Raw genomic sequence first — 20,243 nt, forward strand, 5'->3', positions numbered from 1 at the left:
ACAGGAATATGGGCTGCTGCGGCACGATTGCGTCCTAAAATCCGGCGCAATCTCCATGCCTTAACCGGATCGCAAGCCGGGTCGGACAGCTTGGCGGCATCAGTTGAAGGAGCCAGCCTTGAGCATCGAATTCGCCGACACCAGGGAATCGCTCTACCAGGCGCTGACGCGGGCGATCGATTCCATCGAGGGCTCGACCATCACGCTGCGCAAGCTGCTGGCGCTCGTCGGCGAGCACGGGCTGCTCTTCCTCTGCGCGCTGCTGACCATCCCTTTTCTGATTCCTGTCTCGATCCCCGGCGTCAGCACGGTCTTCGGCGCGGCGATCATCCTGGTCTCGGTCGGCATCACCACCAACCGGATGCCGTGGCTGCCGGACAGGATCATGGACAAGGAGATGGATGCCGTAAAACTCTCCGGCATCCTACGGCGCGGCGCCGAGGTCGTCGCCAAGGTCGAGACCTACATCCGTCCGCGCGCGCAGGCGATCACCGGCAGCGGCCTTGCGAGCCGCATCAACGGCCTCGCCCTGATCTTCGCCGGCGTGCTCCTGATGGCGCCGCTCGGCCTGGTGCCGTTCTCCAACACGCTGCCGGCCTTCGCGATCCTGCTGCTCGCGGTCGGCATGTCGCAGCGCGACGGGCTGGTCGTGCTCGCCGGCTACGCGATGATCGTTGCCACGCTCATCTATTTCGGCGTGCTCGCTTGGCTCGCCTTCGCAGCCGGGCAGGGCCTGGCCGGCTTCTTCGGCGGCTGATCAGCCGTCTTCGCGCTGCCGGTTGCGCCGCCTGGGCGACGGCTCGTCGCTGCTTTCGCCGCGCAGGTCGTCTTCCGCCTCGGCGATATAGTCGCGCGTGATCGGCAGTACCGCGTTCGACTTCGTCAGCTGGATCTGGAACACCACCAGGTCCTGCCACCGGAACGAGGCTTCGGATGCCGCGAGATAGAACTCCCACATCCGGCAGAAACGTTCGTCATAGAGCGCCTTGGCCTTGTCGCGGTTGGCGAGGAAGCGCTCGCGCCAGGCCTTGAGCGTCTCGGCATAGTGCAGCCGCAGCACCTCGACGTCCGTCACCGCCAGTCCCGACCGCTCGATTGCCGGCAGGATCTCGGACATCGAGGGGATGTATCCGCCAGGGAAAATGTATTTGCGGATGAACGCGTTCGTCGCCACCGGCCGGCCGCTGCGTCCGATCGTGTGCATCAGCATGACGCCATCCGGCTTGAGCAGCGAGGCCGCCTTGTCGAAATAGGTCTGGAAATGGTTCACGCCGACATGCTCGAACATGCCGACCGACACGATGCGGTCGAACCGCTCCTGCAGATCGCGATAGTCGCGCAGCTCGAAATGGACGTGATTTTCGAGATGTTCGGACTGGGCGCGCTGGGTCGAGACGGCATGCTGCTCGGTGGAGAGCGTCACGCCCAGCACGCTCGCGTCGAAATGGCGGGCGAGATAGAGGCCGAGCCCGCCCCAGCCCGAGCCTATGTCGAGCACGCTGAGCTGCGGGCTCATCCGCAGCTTGGCCGCGAGGTGCCGCTTCTTGGCCTCCTGCGCTTCTTCGAGCGTCATGTCGGGCCGCTCGAAATAGGCGCAGGAATACTGCATGTCCGTGTCGAGGAAGAGCCGGTAGAGCTCGCCCGACAGGTCGTAGTGGCTGTGGACGTTGGCGCGGGACCGCGCGGCGTTATTCAGCTGGTGCACCCGGCGCAGGCCGTAGCGGATGCCCTCGATCGCGCGCGCCCACACCGCCTCGACGCCGGCCGGTCCCATGTTCTGGAACGCGATCCGCACCAGTTCGAAGACGTCGCCCTCGACGATATCGATCTCGCCGTCCATGTAGGCTTCGGGCAGGGCCAGCGTCGGGTCCAGCGCGATCGCGATCTCGGCATGGCGCGTGTGGATCGCCACATGCACGTGCTGGCCGCTGCCGTCGCCGAAATGGACCGATTTTCCCTTGGGCCCCGTGACGGTGAGGTTCCCCGTCCGGACCAGCCCGTTGACCACACTCTGCAGGAGCCTGTTCATCATGCAATTCCCGATACTAAGGTAGCCTTAGTATAGCGGGGCTTGCGAATTCGGCAATTGTTCCAGTCGCTGGAACGATAAGGCCCAGGCGTTGCCGCCCGGGCCTTTCATGCTCGGCTGATCGTGTCGGATCAGGCTTCTTCGTCTTCTTCCGCGTTCGGATCGAAGAAGGCGTCCGGACGGGCGTTTTCGTTGATGTCGTCGCCGTAGATCGCCTCGGCGGTCGTCAGCGTCTCGCCCTTGGCCTGGCGCTCGGCCTCGTCGGCGGAGCGGGCGATGTTGAGCGTGATCGTGACCTCGACCTCCGGATGGAGCGCGATCGCGACGTTGCGCAGGCCGATCTCCTTGATCGGCTGGTTGAGCTCGACCTGGTTGCGCGAGACGGTGAAGCCCTCGGCGGTCAGGAGGTCGGCGATGTCGCGGGTCGACACCGAACCGTAGAGCTGGCCCGTCTCGCCGGCGGAACGCACGGCCACGAACGACTTGCCGTCGAGCTGGTCGGCGATCTTCTGGGCTTCGGACTTGCGCTCGAGATTGCGGGCTTCGAGCTGGGCGCGCTGGCCTTCGAACTTCTTCTTGTTCGCGTCGTTGGCGCGCAGCGCCTTGCCCTGCGGCAGCAGGAAGTTGCGGGCGAACCCGTCCTTGACCTTGACGGTCTCGCCCATCTGGCCGAGGCGGGAAATGCGTTCGAGGAGAATAACTTCCATGGTCTTGTCCTTTCAGAACCGCAAGCGGTTGAGTGAGAATCTGAAAGGCAGGGAGCAAGTGGGACGCGGGCCGCGTCCGTGTCGCTGTCCTGCCGGTTGGCAGTTAGGGCATGTGCCCAACCCGGGATTTGGATCGCACCCTGCCGTGCCCGTCACGGGAGGGGGAGGCGGGCGGAAGAACCGCCCGCTTCGTCAGTCAAAGACTGTTTCGAAATTCGCTCTGGCGAGTCAGCTGGTGGTGGTTTCGAGAACCGGAGCGGAGCGGACATTTTGGTCCGTGAGCACCGGAAGCGCAGAAACCGCCATCAGCTGACTCGCCAGAGTAGAATTTCCAAACAGTCTATCAGCGGACTACGTAGGGCAGAAGTGCCAGGAAGCGCGCGCGCTTGATCGCCTGGGCGAGTTCGCGCTGCTTCTTCTGGCTGACGGCCGTAATGCGGGACGGGACGATCTTGCCGCGCTCGGAAATGTAGCGCTGCAGGAGACGCACGTCCTTGTAGTCGATGCGCGGCGCATTGGCGCCCGAGAACGGGCAGGTCTTGCGACGGCGGTGGAAGGGGCGCCGCTGCGGGGCGGAAACGGTCTCGGCCATCATTCGGCTCCTTCAAAGTTCTCGCGCGGACGGCGCGGACCACGGTCACCACCGTCACGGTCGCCGCCGAAGCTGCGCGGCGGACGGTCGCCGCGTTCGCGGTCGCCGAAGCGGGACGGACGGTCGCCACGATCGCCGCGGTCGTCGCGGTCGCGCTTCTGCAGCATCGCGGATTGGCCTTCCTCGTGCTTGTCGACCTTGATGGTCATGAAGCGGAGGACGTCTTCCGACAGGCCCATCTGACGCTCCATCTCCTTGACGGCGGCTGCCGGCGCGGTGATGTCCATCAGCGTGTAATACGCCTTGCGGTTCTTGTTGACGCGGTAGGTGAGGGACTTCAGTCCCCAGTTCTCGACCCGGCCCACCGAACCACCACCAGCGGAGATGACGCCCTTGTACTGTTCGACAAGTGCATCGACCTGCTGCGGCGAGAGGTCCTGCCGGGCAAGGAACACGTGCTCGTAAAGTGCCATTCGTTCTTTGCCTTTCTTCGTTTCCCTGTCGGTCCCGGCGGCAAAAGCCTCTGCAACTTCTCTTTGACCCTCGGGGCAATCGCCTTTTGGGGAAGAAAGGAGCATGACGAGACGGTCGAGAGCGGAGACACGGGAGGCGGAAGGACTTTTCCTTCACGACGGAGGCTTCAAACCTCCGGCCCTCCGTTCAGCCCCCAGCTGGGACCGGCAGATTGCGCGCGCTTATACAGGGTTTCGGGCGAATGGCAAGCCGGAGGGGCCTGCGATCAGCGGCCCGACCGGCGAACGCTTCGGGAAGAAGCGCTTGGCGCCGAACCTGTCGCCGAACAGCACGTCGTATTGCAGCAGACGCATGTCCGAGATCAGCGGATCGACCTTCTCGTTGCGCGACCAGTCGCGCACGTCCTTGCCCTGCGGGTCGATCAGGATGTGCCGGTCGACCACGCTGTAGCGCTCGTGCAGTTCGCCGAGCACGCCGGTATAGTAGGGATGCTCAATGCCTGCCTGCCGCAGCACCAGGAGCGGCATGAAGGAGGGGCTCACCGTGCCGACATCCGTGGCCACGCCCTTGCGGTTCGACCAGACGACCAGCGGCGTCTCGCGCACGCGCTTCATCTCGTCCGCCGAACCGTTCCGCGGCGCGACATTGTCTTTCAGGAAGCCGGTGTTGACGTAGGCAGGCCCTAGCGGCGGCAGGTGGTCGCCGAAATAGGCGATCACCGTCGGGCGGTCGCGCTGCTCTGCCCACTCGACCAGCCGCCGGAACGACTTGTCCGCATCGTGCATGCCTTCGGAGAAGGTGGCGATGGAGCCGCGGGTCCAGTCGTCCTTGCCGCCCGAGACGCGAATGGACTCTTCCGGATAGCGTCCCGGCTCGTAGGGGCCGTGGCTCTGCAGCGTGACTGCGAACAGGAACAGCGGATCGGCCGCCTGATCGGCGCGCGCGATGATCTGATCGACGAGAGCTGCGTCGGAGACCAGCGTGCCGCGCTTCTCCATCGCGGGCAGGTTCTCGACCGAACGGAAATCCTCGAAGCCGAACGCCTTGTAGACCTGGGCGCGGTTCCAGAACCACCCTTCGAACGGATGCATCGCCTGCGTCTCGTAGCCCTCGCTGGCGAGGAACGAGGCGAGCGTCGGCGCGCTGTTGCGCACATATTGCTGGTACGGAATGCTGCCATAAGGCAGGAAGGCGTTCGAGAAGCCTGTCAGCGCCTCGAACTCCACATTGGCGGTCATGCCGCCGAACTCCGGCGAGAAGATATGGCCGGACTTGTGCTCGCGGGTGAAGGCGAGTGGATCGGGCGCGAGCGTCACGCCGGGCAGGCGCGTGGGGTCCCAGAACGATTCGCTCATCACCATGATGATGTCGGGCCGCTCGCGCGGCATCGAGATCGGCTGCAGTTCCGGCCTGCCGATCGCCTGGATGGCCTCTTCGGAATAGTCCTTGGGGGCTGCGACCTTCGCCATCGGCACGTTCAGTGCGAAGGCGAGCGTGAAGCCGTTGTGCTGGTAGTTGGCCTTCTGGTCCCACATCATCGGGCTGATGCGCAGGCGGTCGCGGGTCCAGGAGAAGCTGGAATAGTCGAGGATCGACGCATAGAGCGCCACTAGCGGCACGGCGACGGCGAGGCGCACGATCCGGTCCGACATCAGGATCGTCCGGCCGCGCCGGCGCCATCCGATCCAGGCGATCGGCACGAGAGCCGCGAGGGCGAGGAGGCCCAGCGCCATCAGGATCGCCGTTCCGATGCGCTCGCGCACGAGCAGCGGCAGCAGTTCGAGGATCTGCCGGCTGTAGAGGAAGTCGGTCGGATACAGCGGATCGCCGAGATAATATGACTTCTGCAGGCCGGTCGCCGCCAGGCCCAGCACCACCGGTGCCAGCACCAGCGCGCCCATGTGCAGACGTCCGAGCAGGGCGTCCAGCGCGAGCAGCAGCAGCGTGAACAGAGCGACAGTCGCCCAGGCCGGGCGGTAGGGCTCGAAGAAGAACAGGAACGCTTCCCCGATCGATCCGCGCGCCACTGATTCGACCGCCAGGGTCAGCAGCGTTGCGATCAGCACCGTTGTGGCGAGGTTGCGGGCGGTTCCGAGCCAATGCGCGGCGCGGCGCGAAAGATGGCCCCGGCGGCGGTGTTCGGACGCGGGAGCCGTCCGATCGGTAGATGCATACTCAGACAATTCGCTATCCTCGGCCCGACAGTGGCGCCAAACGATATCTTGCGGTTGTCATGCAACTGTCACAAAAGGAAGGCGTTCCACAGCCGGCGCAATAAAGAATTGTTGCAACGCGTCATTTTCGGGCTCGGGCGGGCGGGAGCGCCGGGCTTGACTCCGCGCACCGCGCTGCGCCACACGGGCGTCGAGACGAAACCGGAGAAATCCATGTCGATCGCGTTCACATTTCCGGGCCAGGGCAGCCAGGCCGTCGGAATGGGCAAGGATCTGGCCGACGCATTTCCCGAGGCGCGTGAGGTCTTCCGCGAGGTCGACGACGCTCTGGGCGAAAAACTCTCTTCTCTTATGTGGGAAGGGCCGGAGGAAACGCTGACACTGACGGCCAACGCGCAGCCTGCGCTGATGGCCGTCTCGATGGCCGCGATCCGCGTTCTCGAGGCCCGCGGCGTCACCGTGCTTGACCATGTCGCCTATGTCGCCGGCCATTCGCTCGGCGAATATTCCGCGCTCTGCGCCGCCGGCATGCTGTCGCTCTCCGACACGGCCAGGCTGCTGCGCATCCGCGGCAACGCCATGCAGGCGGCAGTTCCGGTGGGCGAGGGGGCGATGGCGGCGATCATCGGCCTGGAGCCCGTCGACGTCGAGGCGGCCTGTGCTGAAGCCGGCCAGGGCTCGGTCTGCCAGATCGCCAACGACAATGGCGGCGGCCAGCTCGTCATCTCCGGCGCCAAGGCCGCCGTGGAGCAGGCGGCGAAACTGTGCACCGAGAAGGGCGCCAAGCGGGCGCTGATGCTCTCGGTTTCCGCCCCCTTCCATTCCGCCCTGATGGCGCCAGCTGCCGACGCGATGCGCGAGGCGCTCGCCAAGGTCGCGAAGAACCCGCCGGTCGTGCCGGTCGTCTCCAACGTCGTCGTCCAGCCGCTGACCGACGCCGAAGAGATAGCGCGCCGCCTCGTGGAGCAGGTCACCGGCCGGGTGCGCTGGCGCGAGACGGTCGAGTGGTTCGCCGCCAACAACATCTCCACGCTGTACGAGATCGGCTCCGGCAAGGTGCTTTCGGGCCTTGCCCGCCGCATCAACCGCGACATCGCCACCGCCAATGTCGGCACGCCCGCCGACATCGAGGCGGCGGTCGCCCAGCTCGCTTAGGCATTCAGCCTCCGGCGTCTGCCGGATGGCCAACCGATGGGAGTTACCCCATGTTCGATCTGACCGGGCGCAAGGCGCTGGTGACCGGCGCAACCGGCGGCCTCGGCGAGGCGATCGCCCGCGCGCTGCACGCGCAGGGCGCGACCGTGGGCATCCACGGAACGCGCCAGGAAAAGCTGGAGGCGCTGGCAGCCGAGCTCGGCGATCGCGTCAAGCTCTTCCCCGCCGATCTCGGCAACCGCGAAGAGGTGAAGCAGCTCGGCCAGAAGGCCGAGGCTGAACTCGGCGGCGTCGACATCCTCGTCAACAATGCCGGCATCACCCGCGACGGCCTGTTCGTGCGCATGTCGGACGACGACTGGGACAAGGTGCTGGAGGTCAATCTCGGCTCGGTCTTCCGGCTGACGCGCGAACTCACGCATCCGATGATGCGCCGCCGCTACGGCCGCATCGTCAACATCACCTCGGTCGTCGGCGTCACCGGCAATCCCGGCCAGGCGAATTACTGCGCCTCCAAGGCCGGCATGATCGGCTTCACCAAATCGCTGGCGCAGGAGATCGCCAGCCGCAACATCACGGTGAATTGCGTCGCGCCCGGCTTCATCGAATCCGCGATGACCGAGAAGCTCAACGAGAAGCAGAAAGAGGCGATCCTCGGCTCCGTACCGATGAAACGTATGGGCGTGGGCGCCGACATCGCGGCCGCCGTGCTCTATCTTGCCTCTTCGGAAGCCGCCTACGTCACCGGCCAGACGCTGCACGTCAATGGCGGCATGGCGATGATCTGAGCACGTTGGAAATGCCGCTTTTCGCCTTGGACGCGGTGGTGTTTTCGTGTAATTCCGCGCTCGACCCCATCGGCGAAGCATGTTTCGACGCTGCAGGTACCGTCGTGGACGGTAAGTCTTTTCAGCTTGATTAGCGGCAATCCGGTCGCTAACGAGGTTCAAACAAACGTGAATACGAGGGATGCCCCAATGAGCGACACCGCAGAACGCGTGAAGAAGATCGTCGTCGAGCATCTCGGCGTCGATGCCGAGAAGGTCACCGAAGGCGCGAGCTTCATCGACGATCTGGGCGCTGACAGCCTGGATACGGTCGAACTGGTCATGGCGTTCGAGGAAGAGTTCGGCGTCGAGATCCCGGACGACGCGGCCGAGACCATCCTCACGGTCGGCGACGCTGTGAAGTATATCGAAAAGGCCTCGGCCTGAGTTCGGCTCGGGCGCGCTTCGGCGCGCCCTTTCGGGCCGCATCAGATTCCTTGAGACAAGAGAGACCTGAATGAGGCGCGTCGTCGTAACCGGCATGGGTCTGGTGTCGCCCTATGGGGTCGGCGTCGAACACGGCTGGCAGCAACTTCTCTCCGGCAGGAGCGCGGCCCGCACGATCGAAAAGTTCGACGTCTCGGACCTGCCCTGCAAGATCGCCTGCAGCATTCCCCGCGGCGACGGCAGCGACAATACCTTCAATCCCGATCAGTTCCTCGAGCCCAAGGAACAGCGCAAGATCGGCGATTTCATCATCTATGGCATCGCCGCCGCCGACGAGGCGCTGAAGGATGCCGGCTGGTCGCCGCAGACCACCGAGGATCAGAATTCCACCGGCGTGATGATCGGCTGCGGCATCGGCGGCATCGAGGGAATCTCCGAGCAGACCCTGGTTCTGGAACAGCGCGGCCCGCGCCGCGTCACCCCATTCTTCATTCCCGGCAACATCATCAACCTGGTCTCCGGCCAGGTCTCGATCCGCCACAAGCTCAAGGGGCCGAACCACGCCGTGGTCACCGCCTGCTCGACGGGGGCGCATGCGATCGGCGACGCCGCGCGCCTCGTCATGCTCGGCGACGCCGACGTCATGGTCGCAGGCGGTACCGAATCGCCGATCACCCGCCTCTCGATCGCCGGCTTCTCCGCCTGCCGCGCGCTGTCGACCGCATGGAACGACACGCCCGAGAAGGCCTCGCGCCCCTACGACCGCGACCGCGACGGTTTCGTCATGGGCGAGGGCGCCGGCATCGTCGTGCTCGAGGAACTCGAGCACGCCAAGGCGCGCGGCGCCAAGATCTACGCCGAATGGACCGGCTACGGCATGTCCGGCGACGCCTACCACATCACCGCCCCGGCGGAGGACGGCGACGGCGCGTTCCGCTCGATGAGCGCTGCGTTGAAGCGCGCCAAGATTTCCGCCGGCGACCTCGACTACATCAACGCGCACGGCACCTCCACGATGGCCGACACGATCGAGCTTGGCGCGGTCGAGCGCCTGCTCGGCAATGCCGCCTCCCGGGTGTCGATGTCGTCGACGAAGTCGTCGATCGGCCATCTTCTCGGCGCGGCCGGTTCGGCCGAGGCGATCTTCTCGATCCTGGCGATTCGCGACAACATCGCGCCTGCGACCATCAACCTGGAAAATCCGTCCGCCGAGACGCCGATCGACCTCGTTCCGAACACGCCGCGCAAGCGCGAGATCAACACCGTCCTGTCGAACTCCTTCGGCTTCGGCGGAACCAACGCATCGCTGATCTTCCAGCGTTATGCGGGTTGAGCCGGACTGCTCCCAAGGTCCGGCTGGCGACCCGTTTGTTGCGTCAATTTCGCCATATTCGACACTAGTGTCGAGGCCCTGTTGCACCTGACCAAGAGCGCGGAACGATGAGCACGAACCCATCGGACACCGGCAGCTTCGGCACTCGATCCGATGCTCCGAACCCCATCGTCCCAAAGTCTGCGAGCGAGGCGCTGCGCCCGACGCCCGGCACCCCGCCGCCACGGCGCTCGCGCCGGGCGCGCAGCCAGTTCGTCATCTTCATGAACTTCGTCATGTCGGCGATCGTGCTGGTCACGATCGGCGCCGGCGTCGCCGTCTGGTACGGCAAATACGTGTTCGAAGGGCCCGGCCCATCGACCCAGAACGACACCGTGCTCATCAAGCCGAACACGGGCGTCAACGACATCGCTCTTCTGCTGGAGCGCAACAGGCTGATCAGCGACGCCAACATCTTCCGCCTCGGCGTCCGCGCCTACGGCAATGATTCGGCGCTGAAGGCCGGCGAATACGAGGTGAAGGCCGGCGCCTCCATGCACGACATCATGGAACTCCTGAAGAGCGGCAAATCGCTGCTCTACTCGCTGACCTTGCCGGAAGGGCTGACCGTCGAGCAGGCCTTTTCGCGGATCGCCACCAACGAGGCGCTGACCGGCGAGATGCCGGCCGAGATGCCGCCGGAAGGAGGCCTGATCGCCGACACGCAGCGCGTCACCCGCGGCACCACGCGCAAGGAAGTCATCGCCAAGATGATCGAGGACCAGAAGGAACTGGTCGAGAGCATCTGGGCGCGCCGCGCTCCCGACCTGCCGCTGAAGGACATCAACGAGTTCGTCACGCTCGCCTCGATCGTCGAGAAGGAGACCGGCATCGCCGACGAGCGCTCGCGCGTGGCGGCGGTCTTCATCAACCGCCTCAACAAGGGCATGCGGCTGCAATCCGATCCGACCATCGTCTACGGCATCTACGGCGGCAAGGGTAAGCCGGCGGACAAGCCGATCACCCGCTCCGACATCGACAAGCCGACGCCCTACAACACCTACGCCATCAACGGCCTGCCGCCCGGTCCGATCGCCAATCCCGGCCGCGCGGCGTTGGAGGCCGTTGCCAATCCGTCGAAGACGAAGGATCTCTACTTCGTCGCCGACGGCACGGGCGGTCACGTCTTCGCCGAGACGCTGGAGGAGCACAACGAGAACGTCGCCCGCTGGCGGCAGTTCGAGAAGAAGCAGGCCGAGGAGGCAGCCAAGGCCGCCGCCGAGGCGGCCAAGGCCGGAACGACAGGCTCGACCGGCACGAGCCAGTGACGGCCGCCGCCGGCCGGCGGCCTGGAGGATGGTGGGGGACGACATGGCGCTTCAGAGCATGACCGGCTTCGCGCGGGCGGGCGGAAGCCTTGCCGGCGCGACCATCGCCTGGGAGGCGCGCTCGGTGAACGGCAAGGGGCTCGACGTGCGCCTGCGCCTGCCGCCGGGCTTCGACCGGCTGGAAATGCCGGCCCGCCAGGCGGCGCAGAAGCGGTTCTCGCGCGGCAATGTCCAGGCGACGCTCACCTTGACGCGCATTGGCCTGACGGCGCAGCCGGTGGTCAACGAGGAGTTCCTCAAGGACGTCGCCTCGCTCGCCAAGCGCCTGGAAAGCCAGTTCGGCTGCGCCCCCCCGACAGCCGACGGGCTGCTCGCTCTGCGCGGCGTGCTCGAAACGCCGGAGCCCGTCGTGTCCGAGGAGGAGACCGCGCAGATCGACGCGGAGATCCTCGCCGTGCTGGATCGTGCGCTGGACGGGCTTGTGGCCGCGCGCGAGCATGAGGGCACGGCACTCAGGCAGCTTCTCCTTGGCCACCTCGACACGATCGAACAGCTGACGCTGCGCGCCGAGGCCGACGGCTCGCGCGAGCCGGCCGCCATCCGTGAGCGCATCGCCCAGCAGGTCAGGCTGCTGATCGACGCCGCCCCCTCGCTCGACGAGCAGCGCCTGCACACCGAAGCGGCGTTCCTGGCGACGAAGGCCGACATCCGCGAGGAGATCGACCGTCTGAAGACGCATGTCGCTTCCGGCCGCGCGCTGCTTGGTTCCGGCACGGCGGCCGGCCGCAAGCTCGATTTCCTGGCGCAGGAATTCAATCGCGAATCGAACACGCTTTGCTCTAAATCGAACGCAGCCTCGGTGACGGCGATCGGCCTCGAACTGAAGGCGGTCGTCGACCAGTTCCGCGAGCAGGTCCAGAATCTGGAGTAGGACATGACGGGCGAGAGAGCCTCATCCGGCATCAGGCGCCGCGGCCTGATGCTCGTTCTGTCGTCCCCCTCGGGGGCCGGCAAGTCGACGATCGCGCGCAATCTCCTGGAGAACGATCCGGGGCTGGAACTGTCGGTCAGCGTCACCACGCGCCCGCGCCGCCCCAGCGAGATCGACGGCGTGCACTACCACTTCATCTCGCAGCGCGAGTTCGACCGGCTGCGCGACACCGACGCGCTGCTCGAATGGGCCGAGGTGCACGGCAATTGCTACGGCACGCCGCGCGAGCCGGCCGAGGCCGCCATGGCGGATGGCCGCGACATGCTGTTCGACATCGACTGGCAGGGCGCCGAACAGCTCGACGAGAAGATGCGCGCCGACATCGTCTCGATCTTCATCCTGCCGCCCTCGATGGGCGAGCTGAAGACGCGGCTGCGCCGGCGCGCCGAAGACACCGACGCGGTGATCGAGAAGCGCCTGGCCAATGCCCGCGTCGAGATCGAGCACTGGCGCGCCTACGACTACGTCGTCGTCAACGACGATCTCAACCGCGCCTATTCGGAGGTCAGGTCGATCGTCACCGCCGAGCGCCTGCGCCGCGACCGCCGTCCGGGCCTGTTCGACTTCGTGACGAAGCTGCTGGACGAGAAACTCGGCTGACCTGGCTATCCGAGCGCGTTCGCCAGCCTGACGAATTCCTCGACGCTCAGCGTCTCCGCCCGCCGCGTCCCGTCGATGCCGGCTTGCGTCAGCAGCGCCTCGCCGCCGACCGCCTTCAGGCTCTGCCGCAGCATCTTGCGGCGCTGGCCGAAGGCGGCCTGGGTGACACGCTCGAGCTTGCGCAGTTCCGCGGGCAGGGGGGCCGGTTTCGGCACGAGGTGGACCACCGAGGAGGTGACCTTGGGCGGCGGCCAGAAGGCCTGTGGCGAAATGTCGAAGGCGATCCGCGAATCGGCCCGCCAGCCGGCCAGCACGCCGAGCCGGCCGTAGGCCTCGTCGCCGGCCCGTGCCACCACGCGTTCCGCCACTTCCTTCTGGAACATCAGCGTCAGCGACCGGTAGAAGGGCGGCCAGGCGCCCACGGTCAGCCACTTCACCAAAAGCTCCGTGCCGATGTTGTAGGGCAGGTTGGCGACGATGCGCACGTCGTCCACGCCCGGCACGAGACCGGCATAGTCGATGGCGAGCGCATCGCCGGAAATGACCTCCAGCCGCCCGGGATAGGCCTCGGCGATCTCGGCCAGCGCCGGCAGGCAGCGCTCGTCGCGCTCGATGGCGATCACCTTTTCTGCCTTGTGCATGAGAAGCGCCCGGGTGAGGCCGCCGGGTCCGGGCCCGACCTCGATGACCGTCGCGCCTGAGAGGTCGCCCGCCGCCCGCGCGACCTTGCCGGTCAGGTTCAGGTCGAGCAGGAAGTTCTGGCCGAGCGACTTTTTCGCCGCCAGCCCATGCCGCTCGATCACCTCTCGCAGCGGCGGCAGCCCGTCGATCGCGCTCACGCGGCGCGCGCCTGGTTGTCCGCGAGCGTGCGCGCGAGCTTCAGCGCCGCGATCAGGCTGTCGGGCCGCGCCTTGCCTGTTCCGGCGATGTCGAACGCGGTTCCGTGGTCTGGAGAGGTGCGGATGAAGGGCAGGCCGAGCGTGACGTTCACCGCCTCGTCGAAGGCGAGCATCTTCGCCGGAATCAGCGCCTGGTCGTGATACATGCACAGCGCCGCGTCATAGCCGGCCCGCGCGCGCGGATGGAACATCGTGTCGGCGGGCGCGGGACCGAACGCGTCGATCCCTTCTTGCCGCAACTGTTCGACCGCCGGCAGGATGATCTCCTCGTCCTCGGTGCCGATTGTTCCGCCTTCGCCGGCATGCGGGTTGAGACCCAGCACCGCCAGCCGCGGCCTGGCGATGCCGAACCGGTCGCGCAGGTCGCGATGGACGATGCGCGCATTCTTCAGGATTCCTTGCGTGGTGAGCGCGGCGGGCACGTCGGCGATCGGGATATGGATGGTCACCGGAACAGTGCGCAGGTCCGGACCGGCCAGCATCATCACGGCCGTCTCTTCCCGGCCCGTCGCCTCGCCGGCGAGATGCGCCAGATACTCCGTGTGGCCGGGATGGCGGAAGCCCGCCTCGTAAAGCGTCTTCTTGGCGATCGGCAGCGTCACCACCGCGTCCGCCTCGCCGTCGAGCACATATCCGGCCGCTCGGTCGATCGCCTCGATGATGCTGGCGGCGTTGCCGACGGTCGACGCGCCTGGCGTGTCGACGAAGCGGCTTTCGAGTGGAAGGACGGGCAGGGCGCCGTCGAACAGCGAGCCTGCCGCGCCGATCGTCGTCTCGGCGATCCGCATCTGGATGCCGAGCCGTCTGGCGCGGGCTGCGAGGTGTTCGGCGTCCGCCAGCAGCGCGAAGGGCGGAATGTGCGCCTCGCGGCGCATCTGCCATGCGGCAATGATGATGTCCGGCCCGATCCCGGATGGATCGCCGATGCTCACTGCCAGCATGGAGGCGGACGTCCTATCGCTGAACGATTCGCGCGGTCTTGCGCAGCTCGTCGACGTATTTCTTGCTGAGCTCCTCGGCCTTCTCGTCGAGCTTGCCCTCGGTCTGCAGCATCATCTGCGCGGCGCGGTCGTCGTTCACCTCGCGCGACGAGCAGACGCCGATGAATTCGACGCCGGCCGGCGTCTCGCGCACCGCCGTGGCGGTCCCCGGCTTCGCGGCCTTGATCTGGGTCGCCCAGTCCGGCGGCAGTTCCGGCTCGAGGATGCGCGGGATGTCCTGGACGCTGACGTCGATCAGCCCCTTGGCGAACTGCCGCGTCGTCTCGCAGCCGTTGAAGCGCTGGCGCATGGCGTCGGCCTCGCGCTTGCGCTTGCCCAGGATCGCGCCGCGCTCCTTCTGCGGCACGACGAAGGTTATCTTCTGCAGCATATATTCCGTCGCCGACGGCTTCTTGCCGCCCAGCTCGAACACTTTGCGCACCATCTGCTGCTCGGTCATCATTTCGGTCGAGCGGTAGCGCGAGCCGAGCAACTGGCTCCAGCCCATCTGGATACGGATGAATTCCTTCATGTGCTCGCGGCCGATCCCGGCCTGACTAAGGATCTGGTCGAGCTGCGCCGGCTTCAGCTTGTTCGAGGTAGCGAAACGGTTGTAGCTGTCGTCCACCGCCTGCTTGGAAATGCGGATGTTCCTCCGCGCCATCTCCTCGGACTTCAGCGCCTGCTCGACCATGTCCTGCGCGGCTTTTTCTGTTCCGCCTTTCTGGCGGAACAGCTTGTTCAGGGCAACTCGGCGCTGGATGTCGTAGCTGGTCACCGCGGTGTTGTTGACGATGTATTTGATCTCGCTTGCAACGGCGGGCGGCGCCGAAAAGACGGCGGCTCCGCTCAATGCCGCAAGAACGACTGCAACAGTCGCGAATCTGGCGCGCTTCATAGCTGGATTCATCACTCCGTCCCGAACTTCGCGGTTTTCCTTTGGATACTCGCGCAAAATGCCGGATTACTGCGGCCAAACCGTGGCACGGCCGCCCTTACTGGTCGAGCGCGTTGCTGCTCGATCCGAAATCGCCGATCGTCCGGAAGGCGATATTGAAGCCGACCGAAAGGGATTCTTTCTGATCCGTCGGTCGAACCTGTGTGAACGTCATCGAATAGGTAAAGCACTCGTCGTCGTACTGGAACCCGATCGAGTTGCGCACGAGCCTGCTCTGCACGAAATCATGCGTCCCGGACGCGAAGGCCGCCCAGTTCTCGTTGAAGTCGAACTTGCCGGAAACGGTCAGTTCCTGCCGGTCTTCGGCGAAGCCATAGAGCGGCTGCTTCTGGATATAGGCAAATCGTGTCGACGTGGTCAGCTGGCCGATCGTGAAGCCCGTCTTGAGCTCTGCACGGCGTGTCTCGAAGGTCTGCTCATCGAAGCGTCCGCTGGCGGAGATCGAGAAGCCCGTCGGGCTGGTCACGCCAAACAGCGCAACGAAATCGGACGTGTCTGTCTCCAGGCCGGAATACGCGCCGACATTGACGAGATCGGGCGAAGCGAACGGGTTGTCGCCGGCGAGATGGTAGGACTGGCCGAAGATGCCGGTGGCACCCCAGCCGCTCCAGAACGAGCCGGTATAGCGGACACCGAGATTGGCTCGCGTTCCGCCCTCGACCCGATCGTAGCCGGAGAACTTGTCGCGTTCGAACAGGCTGGCGGCGTCGAACACGAAGCTCTGCGCATCCTCGTTCGGTATGTCGAGCGTGCTGCCGTAGGCCTCGTTCGGGCGCACGAAAATCTGTGCCATCGGTTCGAAGACGTGGCTGGAATTGGCGCCGGCGAACAGCCACGGCCAACGGAATTCAAGGCCGGCTGTCGCCATCGGGCGGAAATAGGAGGACCGGATGTCCACCTCGACGCCGGAATAGGCGAGCGCGGGATCGTGGCTATATTGCAGCCCGTTCAGGTCGCCCGCCATCGCATTGACGGCGGCCACGGAAGCCGCGCTCGGATTGGAGTAGATGCCGTCACCACGAACGCTCAGCAACGGCGTTACGATGAAGCCGTTCCCGGTGACGATCTCGCGCTTCCACTCGGCTTCCGCGGTGACGCGGCCGGTCTCACCTTCGATGCCGCTCATACGGTAAGAATCGCCGACGCGCGCACCCGGAGGCCGCAGAGCCGCGGGTAGGCTGCGCGGAACGGTAAGATCTTCACGATCGCGCGAAATGCCGGTCACGTTCATGTCGAAGCGTATCTGGCCGCCGGCGACGTTCTCGACCGTCTTCGTGTAGTCGAGCGAGGGCAGCACCCAGGGCTGTTTGGGGTCGCGGGCCAGGGAGTTCGGAACGCCATTGGCGGGATTGTCGTCGAGAGTATTTTCCTGCACGTTGAACTTCATCAGGCGCAGGTCGAAATAGTTCCGGTCGTTCAGTCCCGTCAGGTAGACCTCGTTGCGCCGCACGATCTTGTCGTAGCCTTCGATCTCGTAGGTGCGGCTGAAGTTCTTGTCCGACTGCACCATCACGTCCCAGCCGAACGTCCAGCGCGGATTGATCTTGAACTGGCCCTTCGTGCCGATCATGCCGCGGTTGGTTTCAGAACTGTCGACCGTGTTCTTGGTGAACGCGTCCGGATTCCGCTGGTGGATGCCGGCGATGCGGACTTCGTATTGGCCGTTGTTGAACTGCTGCCGCCACTGGACATCGCCCAGGAAGCCCTGGCGGCCGTAATAGGTGCCCTTGAACAGGGCGTCGTAGGTCGGCGACAGCGCGAGGTAGTAGGGCACGGTCAGGCTGGCGCCGAGCTCGCTCTCGTAGCCGATGCCGGGGATCAGGAAGCCGCTCTTGCGCTTCACCGTCGGGTCCGGGATCGTGAAATAGGGAACATAGGCGATCGGCAGGCCGAACAGCTCGAACTTGGCGCGCTCGAAGCGCACCGTCTTGGCTTCGCCGTTCCAGATGATCCGCTGCGCCTTCACCCGCCAGATCGGCGGCTTGCCCGGCTTTTCCTCGCACGGCTCGCAGGCGGTATAGACGCCGTTGTTGAAGGTGGTGAGGATGCCGTTGCGACGCTCCGCGCTTTCGGCGGCGAAATATGTCTTGTCCGCCGTCTCCACCCTGAGCGCATTGACGAAGCCGTCGCGGAAGTCCTCCGTGATGTCGACCTCGTCGGAATAAATCTTGGTGCCCTGCCGGTCCACCAGCTCGACATTGCCGCTGGCGATGACGCGGCCGGTCTTGCGGTCGTAGGTCACGCGCTGCGCCACGATCCGGTTGCCGCTGTATTCGATCTGCACCGAGCCGGCCGCCGTCACGCGCTGCTGGTCGTTGTCGTAGATCAGTGTGTCGGCTTCCAGGAGCATCTGCTCGTTGCCGCTCGGCTGCGGAACGAGGCTCTCGGCGGTCTGTGACAGCGCCAGATTCGCAGGAATGACGGCGAGCGAAAGCACGCAGGCTATCGCCGTCGCGCCGGAAAGGCGCGCCGCGCGGGCCAGAATGCTCCCGCTACCCCTCTTCACCCCCACTAGCCGTCCTCCTTATGCAGCAGGAACGTCACGCCGAAAAATCCCGCGACGACAACTGGAAACCACGCAGCGACCACAGGCAGAACGAATCCCGAACTGCCGAATGCCTTCACGAGAACCGACGCAACATAAAGCAGAAAGCCGGCCGCGACGCCACCCAGAATCATCGGTGCGGATTGGCCGAGCCGGGCGAAGCGCATCGACACTGTCGCGGCGATCAGCGTCATCGCCACCAGCAGGAACGGCATCGCCAGAAGTGAATGATATTGCATGGCAAACGGGTTCGCGCTGAGGCCGAACGACCGGGCCGAATCGATCTTCGCGCCGAGCTCGAAAAGCGGGATCGTTTCCGGCCTCGCGAACTGCTCTTCGACGAAATCCGGCTTCAGATCGGTCTTGATCGCCATGCGCGGCCGCTCGGTGCGCTGGCCGTCGGCATCGATGCGCTGTACGCCGGTCAGCATCCATGCACCGGTCGCCAGCGCGGCGCGCTTGGCGTCGATCCTGTCGACGATCGAGCCGTCCTTGTCGAAGCGGATGAACGTCGCCTGTCCGAGCAACCTTCCGCGCTGCGCCGACTTCTTCGCGCCGATGATCGTGACGCCCTCTTCGGTGCGCTGGCGCAGCCAGGGAAGGCCGAGCCCGCCGGGCGCGCTGCGCGCCTTGCCGCTGAACGAGGCCTCGATCTCTTCGGAATAGGAGAGGGCGGCGGCCGACAGGCTGTTGAGCGCGGTGATGGTGACTGCCCCGATGAGGAAGCTCGCGAAGCAGAGCGGCGCGAGGAACTGCCAGGCTGAAATGCCGGCCGAGCGCGCGATCACCAATTCGTATTTGCGGTTGAGAGACATCAGCGTCGCCATCGCCGCGAACAGGATGATGAACGGTATCGCCGTCTGGATGATCATCGGGATGCGCAGCGCCGAGACCATCATGCCGGCGCCCATCGAATATTCGGGCAGGGAGCTGGCGCGGCGCGAGAACTCGGTGAAGTCGACGAGGAAGGAGATGACGACGACGCCGACGAAGAACTGCGCCACGATCACGAGATAGCGGCGGAAGAAATAGGTGAAGAGCGTGCGGCCGATCATGCGCCGCCTCCCGCCCGCTGGCGGTAGCCCGCCAGCCTCAGCTGCAGCGCCAGCCTCTGCCGCTCGATCCAGGCCAGCAGCGCGCTGCCCCATCTGTCCAGCCAGGCCGGTATCCTGAGCTGGCGTCCCGAAGCGAGCAGGATCAGGAAGATCGCAATGGTCCCGAGCGGCAGCGCGTAGGTCAGCACCATCATGGTGTCGCTGCCGCCCGAGGCGTTCATGAAGAAGAAGCCGAGGCCGCGGATGCAGAGCGCGAGCGTCGCCGCGGCCGCCAGGCTCCACAGCCTCTCCTGGCGGTTGGAGCGCGCACCGCCGGCGAAATAGGTCGCGATCAGGCCGAACGCCACGGGAAAGAGCCATTCCGACAGGCGCCGGTGGAGTTCGGACCGAAGCTGCTGCGGTCGCTGCTTGGCGAAAAAGTCATTCGGGTCCGGATTGAGAAGGAACGAGATCGGCTGGTCCTTGGGGCGCAGTGTCGGCGTGCTGTCGGCCGAGCTGAACTGCGAGAAATCGATCGCATAGGAGGCGAACTGGATGATCGACACGTCCCCCGTCGCCACCGTGCGCCGCTGGATCTCGCCCTCGCTCATCACCAGCAGTTCGCGCTCGCCCTGCGGCAGGATCACGCCGCGCTTGGCGTAGTAGATCAGCTCCGTCTTCTCGTCGCGGGCATCCGCGATGAAGATGCCGCCGAAGGCGCCGCCGGGATGCTGTTCGGCGATCTGGATATAGAGCCCGTCGTCCAGCCGCTTGAACGAGCCGGACTGCACGGCGAGCCGGACGAGGTCGGCGCCCGCCTCGCTGACGATCGTACGGATCTGCCGGTTCGTCCACGGTTCGACGAACAGCGCGATGCCGAGTGTGGCGAGCGTCAAGATCATGCCGAGAATGAGGATCGGCTTCGCGGTGAGCTTCTGCGACCCGCCGGCGCCCTCGATCACCGCCAGCTCGGAATCGGCATTCATCGCCGACAATGTCTGCGACGCTCCGATCAGCACCGCGAACGGGGCGACGACCACTGCCATCGCCGGCACGAGCATCACCGCCAGGTGCAGGAAGGTGCTGATCGCCTGCCCGGAATCGGTCAGCACGTTCACATAGATCAGAACCTGCGTGATCATCACGACGACGGTCGTCGCCGCCAGCGTGATGAACGTCAGCCGGGCCGCGCGACGGAATATGTAGCGCTCGATCAGGTTCATCGTCTTGAGCGGGCCGTCCTTGCGCCTG

The 20,243-nt window shown here is 65.5% G+C and carries 19 protein-coding genes; 8 read left to right on the plus strand and 11 right to left on the minus strand.

What is annotated here, in order from left to right; all coding sequences use genetic code 11:
* The first annotated feature begins 118 nt into the window (after positions 1–118).
* Positions 119–757, plus strand: coding sequence for an exopolysaccharide biosynthesis protein (locus tag B9Z03_RS14555; protein WP_085464872.1), 639 nt, complete (start codon positions 119–121; stop codon positions 755–757).
* On the opposite strand, the gene B9Z03_RS14560 is transcribed toward B9Z03_RS14555, so the two are convergent.
* The 5 genes from B9Z03_RS14560 to B9Z03_RS14580 all read right to left on the minus strand — a co-directional run bounded on the left by B9Z03_RS14560 (position 758) and on the right by B9Z03_RS14580 (position 5,985).
* Complete coding sequence (locus B9Z03_RS14560) at positions 758–2,029, minus strand: SAM-dependent methyltransferase (RefSeq protein WP_139832279.1); 1,272 nt, start codon at positions 2,027–2,029, stop codon at positions 758–760.
* A gap of 131 nt (positions 2,030–2,160) precedes the next feature.
* Entirely contained in the window at positions 2,161–2,736 is a 576-nt protein-coding gene (gene rplI, locus B9Z03_RS14565) for a 50S ribosomal protein L9 (protein WP_085464873.1), read from the minus strand.
* Positions 2,737–3,079: 343 nt separating this feature from the next.
* Positions 3,080–3,328, minus strand: coding sequence for a 30S ribosomal protein S18 (gene rpsR / locus B9Z03_RS14570; RefSeq protein ID WP_085467663.1), 249 nt, complete (start codon positions 3,326–3,328; stop codon positions 3,080–3,082).
* A complete protein-coding gene (gene rpsF / locus B9Z03_RS14575; RefSeq protein WP_085464874.1) occupies positions 3,328–3,801 on the minus strand; it encodes a 30S ribosomal protein S6 in 474 nt (157 codons plus the stop codon). The genes rpsR and rpsF overlap by 1 nt, the downstream gene beginning before the upstream one ends.
* A gap of 222 nt (positions 3,802–4,023) precedes the next feature.
* Positions 4,024–5,985 carry an LTA synthase family protein gene (locus tag B9Z03_RS14580; RefSeq protein WP_085464875.1) on the minus strand — a complete coding sequence of 654 codons (1,962 nt, stop codon included), beginning with the start codon at positions 5,983–5,985 and terminating at the stop codon, positions 4,024–4,026.
* Positions 5,986–6,189: 204 nt separating this feature from the next.
* On the opposite strand from B9Z03_RS14580, the gene fabD reads away from it, so the two are divergent.
* The 7 genes from fabD (at position 6,190) to gmk (ending at position 12,576) form a co-directional block, all read left to right on the plus strand.
* Positions 6,190–7,131, plus strand: a complete 942-nt coding sequence (gene fabD / locus B9Z03_RS14585; RefSeq protein ID WP_085467664.1) for an ACP S-malonyltransferase — start codon at positions 6,190–6,192, stop codon at positions 7,129–7,131.
* Positions 7,132–7,181: 50 nt separating this feature from the next.
* On the plus strand, positions 7,182–7,919 hold the full coding sequence (gene fabG, locus B9Z03_RS14590) for a 3-oxoacyl-[acyl-carrier-protein] reductase (RefSeq protein WP_085464876.1): 738 nt from the start codon (positions 7,182–7,184) through the stop codon (positions 7,917–7,919).
* A gap of 189 nt (positions 7,920–8,108) precedes the next feature.
* Complete coding sequence (locus B9Z03_RS14595; protein WP_085464877.1) at positions 8,109–8,345, plus strand: acyl carrier protein; 237 nt, start codon at positions 8,109–8,111, stop codon at positions 8,343–8,345.
* Between the two features lie 70 nt (positions 8,346–8,415).
* Complete coding sequence (fabF, locus tag B9Z03_RS14600) at positions 8,416–9,678, plus strand: beta-ketoacyl-ACP synthase II (protein WP_085464878.1); 1,263 nt, start codon at positions 8,416–8,418, stop codon at positions 9,676–9,678.
* Positions 9,679–9,785: 107 nt separating this feature from the next.
* A complete protein-coding gene (gene mltG / locus B9Z03_RS14605) occupies positions 9,786–10,985 on the plus strand; it encodes an endolytic transglycosylase MltG (protein WP_085464879.1) in 1,200 nt (399 codons plus the stop codon).
* A gap of 43 nt (positions 10,986–11,028) precedes the next feature.
* Entirely contained in the window at positions 11,029–11,916 is an 888-nt protein-coding gene (locus tag B9Z03_RS14610) for a YicC/YloC family endoribonuclease (protein ID WP_085464880.1), read from the plus strand.
* Between the two features lie 3 nt (positions 11,917–11,919).
* A complete protein-coding gene (gmk, locus tag B9Z03_RS14615) occupies positions 11,920–12,576 on the plus strand; it encodes a guanylate kinase (protein WP_139832280.1) in 657 nt (218 codons plus the stop codon).
* Positions 12,577–12,581: 5 nt separating this feature from the next.
* Here gmk and rsmA read toward each other — a convergent pair whose 3' ends face one another.
* The 6 genes from rsmA to lptF form a co-directional block, all read right to left on the minus strand.
* Positions 12,582–13,415, minus strand: a complete 834-nt coding sequence (gene rsmA, locus B9Z03_RS14620; RefSeq protein WP_085464881.1) for a 16S rRNA (adenine(1518)-N(6)/adenine(1519)-N(6))-dimethyltransferase RsmA — start codon at positions 13,413–13,415, stop codon at positions 12,582–12,584.
* Entirely contained in the window at positions 13,412–14,416 is a 1,005-nt protein-coding gene (gene pdxA / locus B9Z03_RS14625) for a 4-hydroxythreonine-4-phosphate dehydrogenase PdxA (protein ID WP_085464882.1), read from the minus strand. The genes rsmA and pdxA overlap by 4 nt, the downstream gene beginning before the upstream one ends.
* 13 nt (positions 14,417–14,429) lie before the next feature.
* Entirely contained in the window at positions 14,430–15,365 is a 936-nt protein-coding gene (locus B9Z03_RS14630; RefSeq protein ID WP_244561749.1) for a SurA N-terminal domain-containing protein, read from the minus strand.
* Positions 15,366–15,450: 85 nt separating this feature from the next.
* Positions 15,451–17,925: an LPS-assembly protein LptD gene (locus B9Z03_RS14635; protein ID WP_085464884.1), complete on the minus strand. Its 2,475-nt coding sequence runs from the start codon at positions 17,923–17,925 to the stop codon at positions 15,451–15,453.
* The gene (lptG, locus tag B9Z03_RS14640; RefSeq protein WP_085464885.1) at positions 17,925–19,013 is read right to left on the minus strand and encodes an LPS export ABC transporter permease LptG; all 1,089 of its coding nucleotides are present in this window, start codon (positions 19,011–19,013) and stop codon (positions 17,925–17,927) included. The genes B9Z03_RS14635 and lptG overlap by 1 nt, the downstream gene beginning before the upstream one ends.
* Positions 19,010–20,215 carry an LPS export ABC transporter permease LptF gene (lptF, locus tag B9Z03_RS14645; protein WP_085464886.1) on the minus strand — a complete coding sequence of 402 codons (1,206 nt, stop codon included), beginning with the start codon at positions 20,213–20,215 and terminating at the stop codon, positions 19,010–19,012. Before lptF ends, lptG begins: the two co-directional genes overlap by 4 nt.
* Positions 20,216–20,243 lie beyond the last annotated feature (28 nt).

The sequence above is a fragment of the Mesorhizobium australicum genome, assembly GCF_900177325.1.
GTDB classification, from domain to species: Bacteria; Pseudomonadota; Alphaproteobacteria; order Rhizobiales; family Rhizobiaceae; genus Mesorhizobium_A; species Mesorhizobium_A australicum_A.

Bases quoted from the DNA above. Each gene is read 5' to 3' on its own strand.
- B9Z03_RS14560 (WP_139832279.1), bottom strand. From the start codon at position 2,029: ATGAACAGGCTCCTGCAGAGTGTGGTCAACGGGCTGGTCCGGACGGGG.
- rplI (WP_085464873.1), bottom strand. From the start codon at position 2,736: ATGGAAGTTATTCTCCTCGAACGCATTTCCCGCCTCGGCCAGATGGGC.
- rpsR (WP_085467663.1), bottom strand. From the start codon at position 3,328: ATGGCCGAGACCGTTTCCGCCCCGCAGCGGCGCCCCTTCCACCGCCGT.
- rpsF (WP_085464874.1), bottom strand. From the start codon at position 3,801: ATGGCACTTTACGAGCACGTGTTCCTTGCCCGGCAGGACCTCTCGCCG.
- fabD (WP_085467664.1), top strand. From the start codon at position 6,190: ATGTCGATCGCGTTCACATTTCCGGGCCAGGGCAGCCAGGCCGTCGGA.
- fabG (WP_085464876.1), top strand. From the start codon at position 7,182: ATGTTCGATCTGACCGGGCGCAAGGCGCTGGTGACCGGCGCAACCGGC.
- B9Z03_RS14595 (WP_085464877.1), top strand. From the start codon at position 8,109: ATGAGCGACACCGCAGAACGCGTGAAGAAGATCGTCGTCGAGCATCTC.
- fabF (WP_085464878.1), top strand. From the start codon at position 8,416: ATGAGGCGCGTCGTCGTAACCGGCATGGGTCTGGTGTCGCCCTATGGG.
- mltG (WP_085464879.1), top strand. From the start codon at position 9,786: ATGAGCACGAACCCATCGGACACCGGCAGCTTCGGCACTCGATCCGAT.
- B9Z03_RS14610 (WP_085464880.1), top strand. From the start codon at position 11,029: ATGGCGCTTCAGAGCATGACCGGCTTCGCGCGGGCGGGCGGAAGCCTT.
- gmk (WP_139832280.1), top strand. From the start codon at position 11,920: ATGACGGGCGAGAGAGCCTCATCCGGCATCAGGCGCCGCGGCCTGATG.
- pdxA (WP_085464882.1), bottom strand. From the start codon at position 14,416: ATGCTGGCAGTGAGCATCGGCGATCCATCCGGGATCGGGCCGGACATC.
- B9Z03_RS14630 (WP_244561749.1), bottom strand. From the start codon at position 15,365: ATGAATCCAGCTATGAAGCGCGCCAGATTCGCGACTGTTGCAGTCGTT.
- lptG (WP_085464885.1), bottom strand. From the start codon at position 19,013: ATGATCGGCCGCACGCTCTTCACCTATTTCTTCCGCCGCTATCTCGTG.
- lptF (WP_085464886.1), bottom strand. From the start codon at position 20,215: ATGAACCTGATCGAGCGCTACATATTCCGTCGCGCGGCCCGGCTGACG.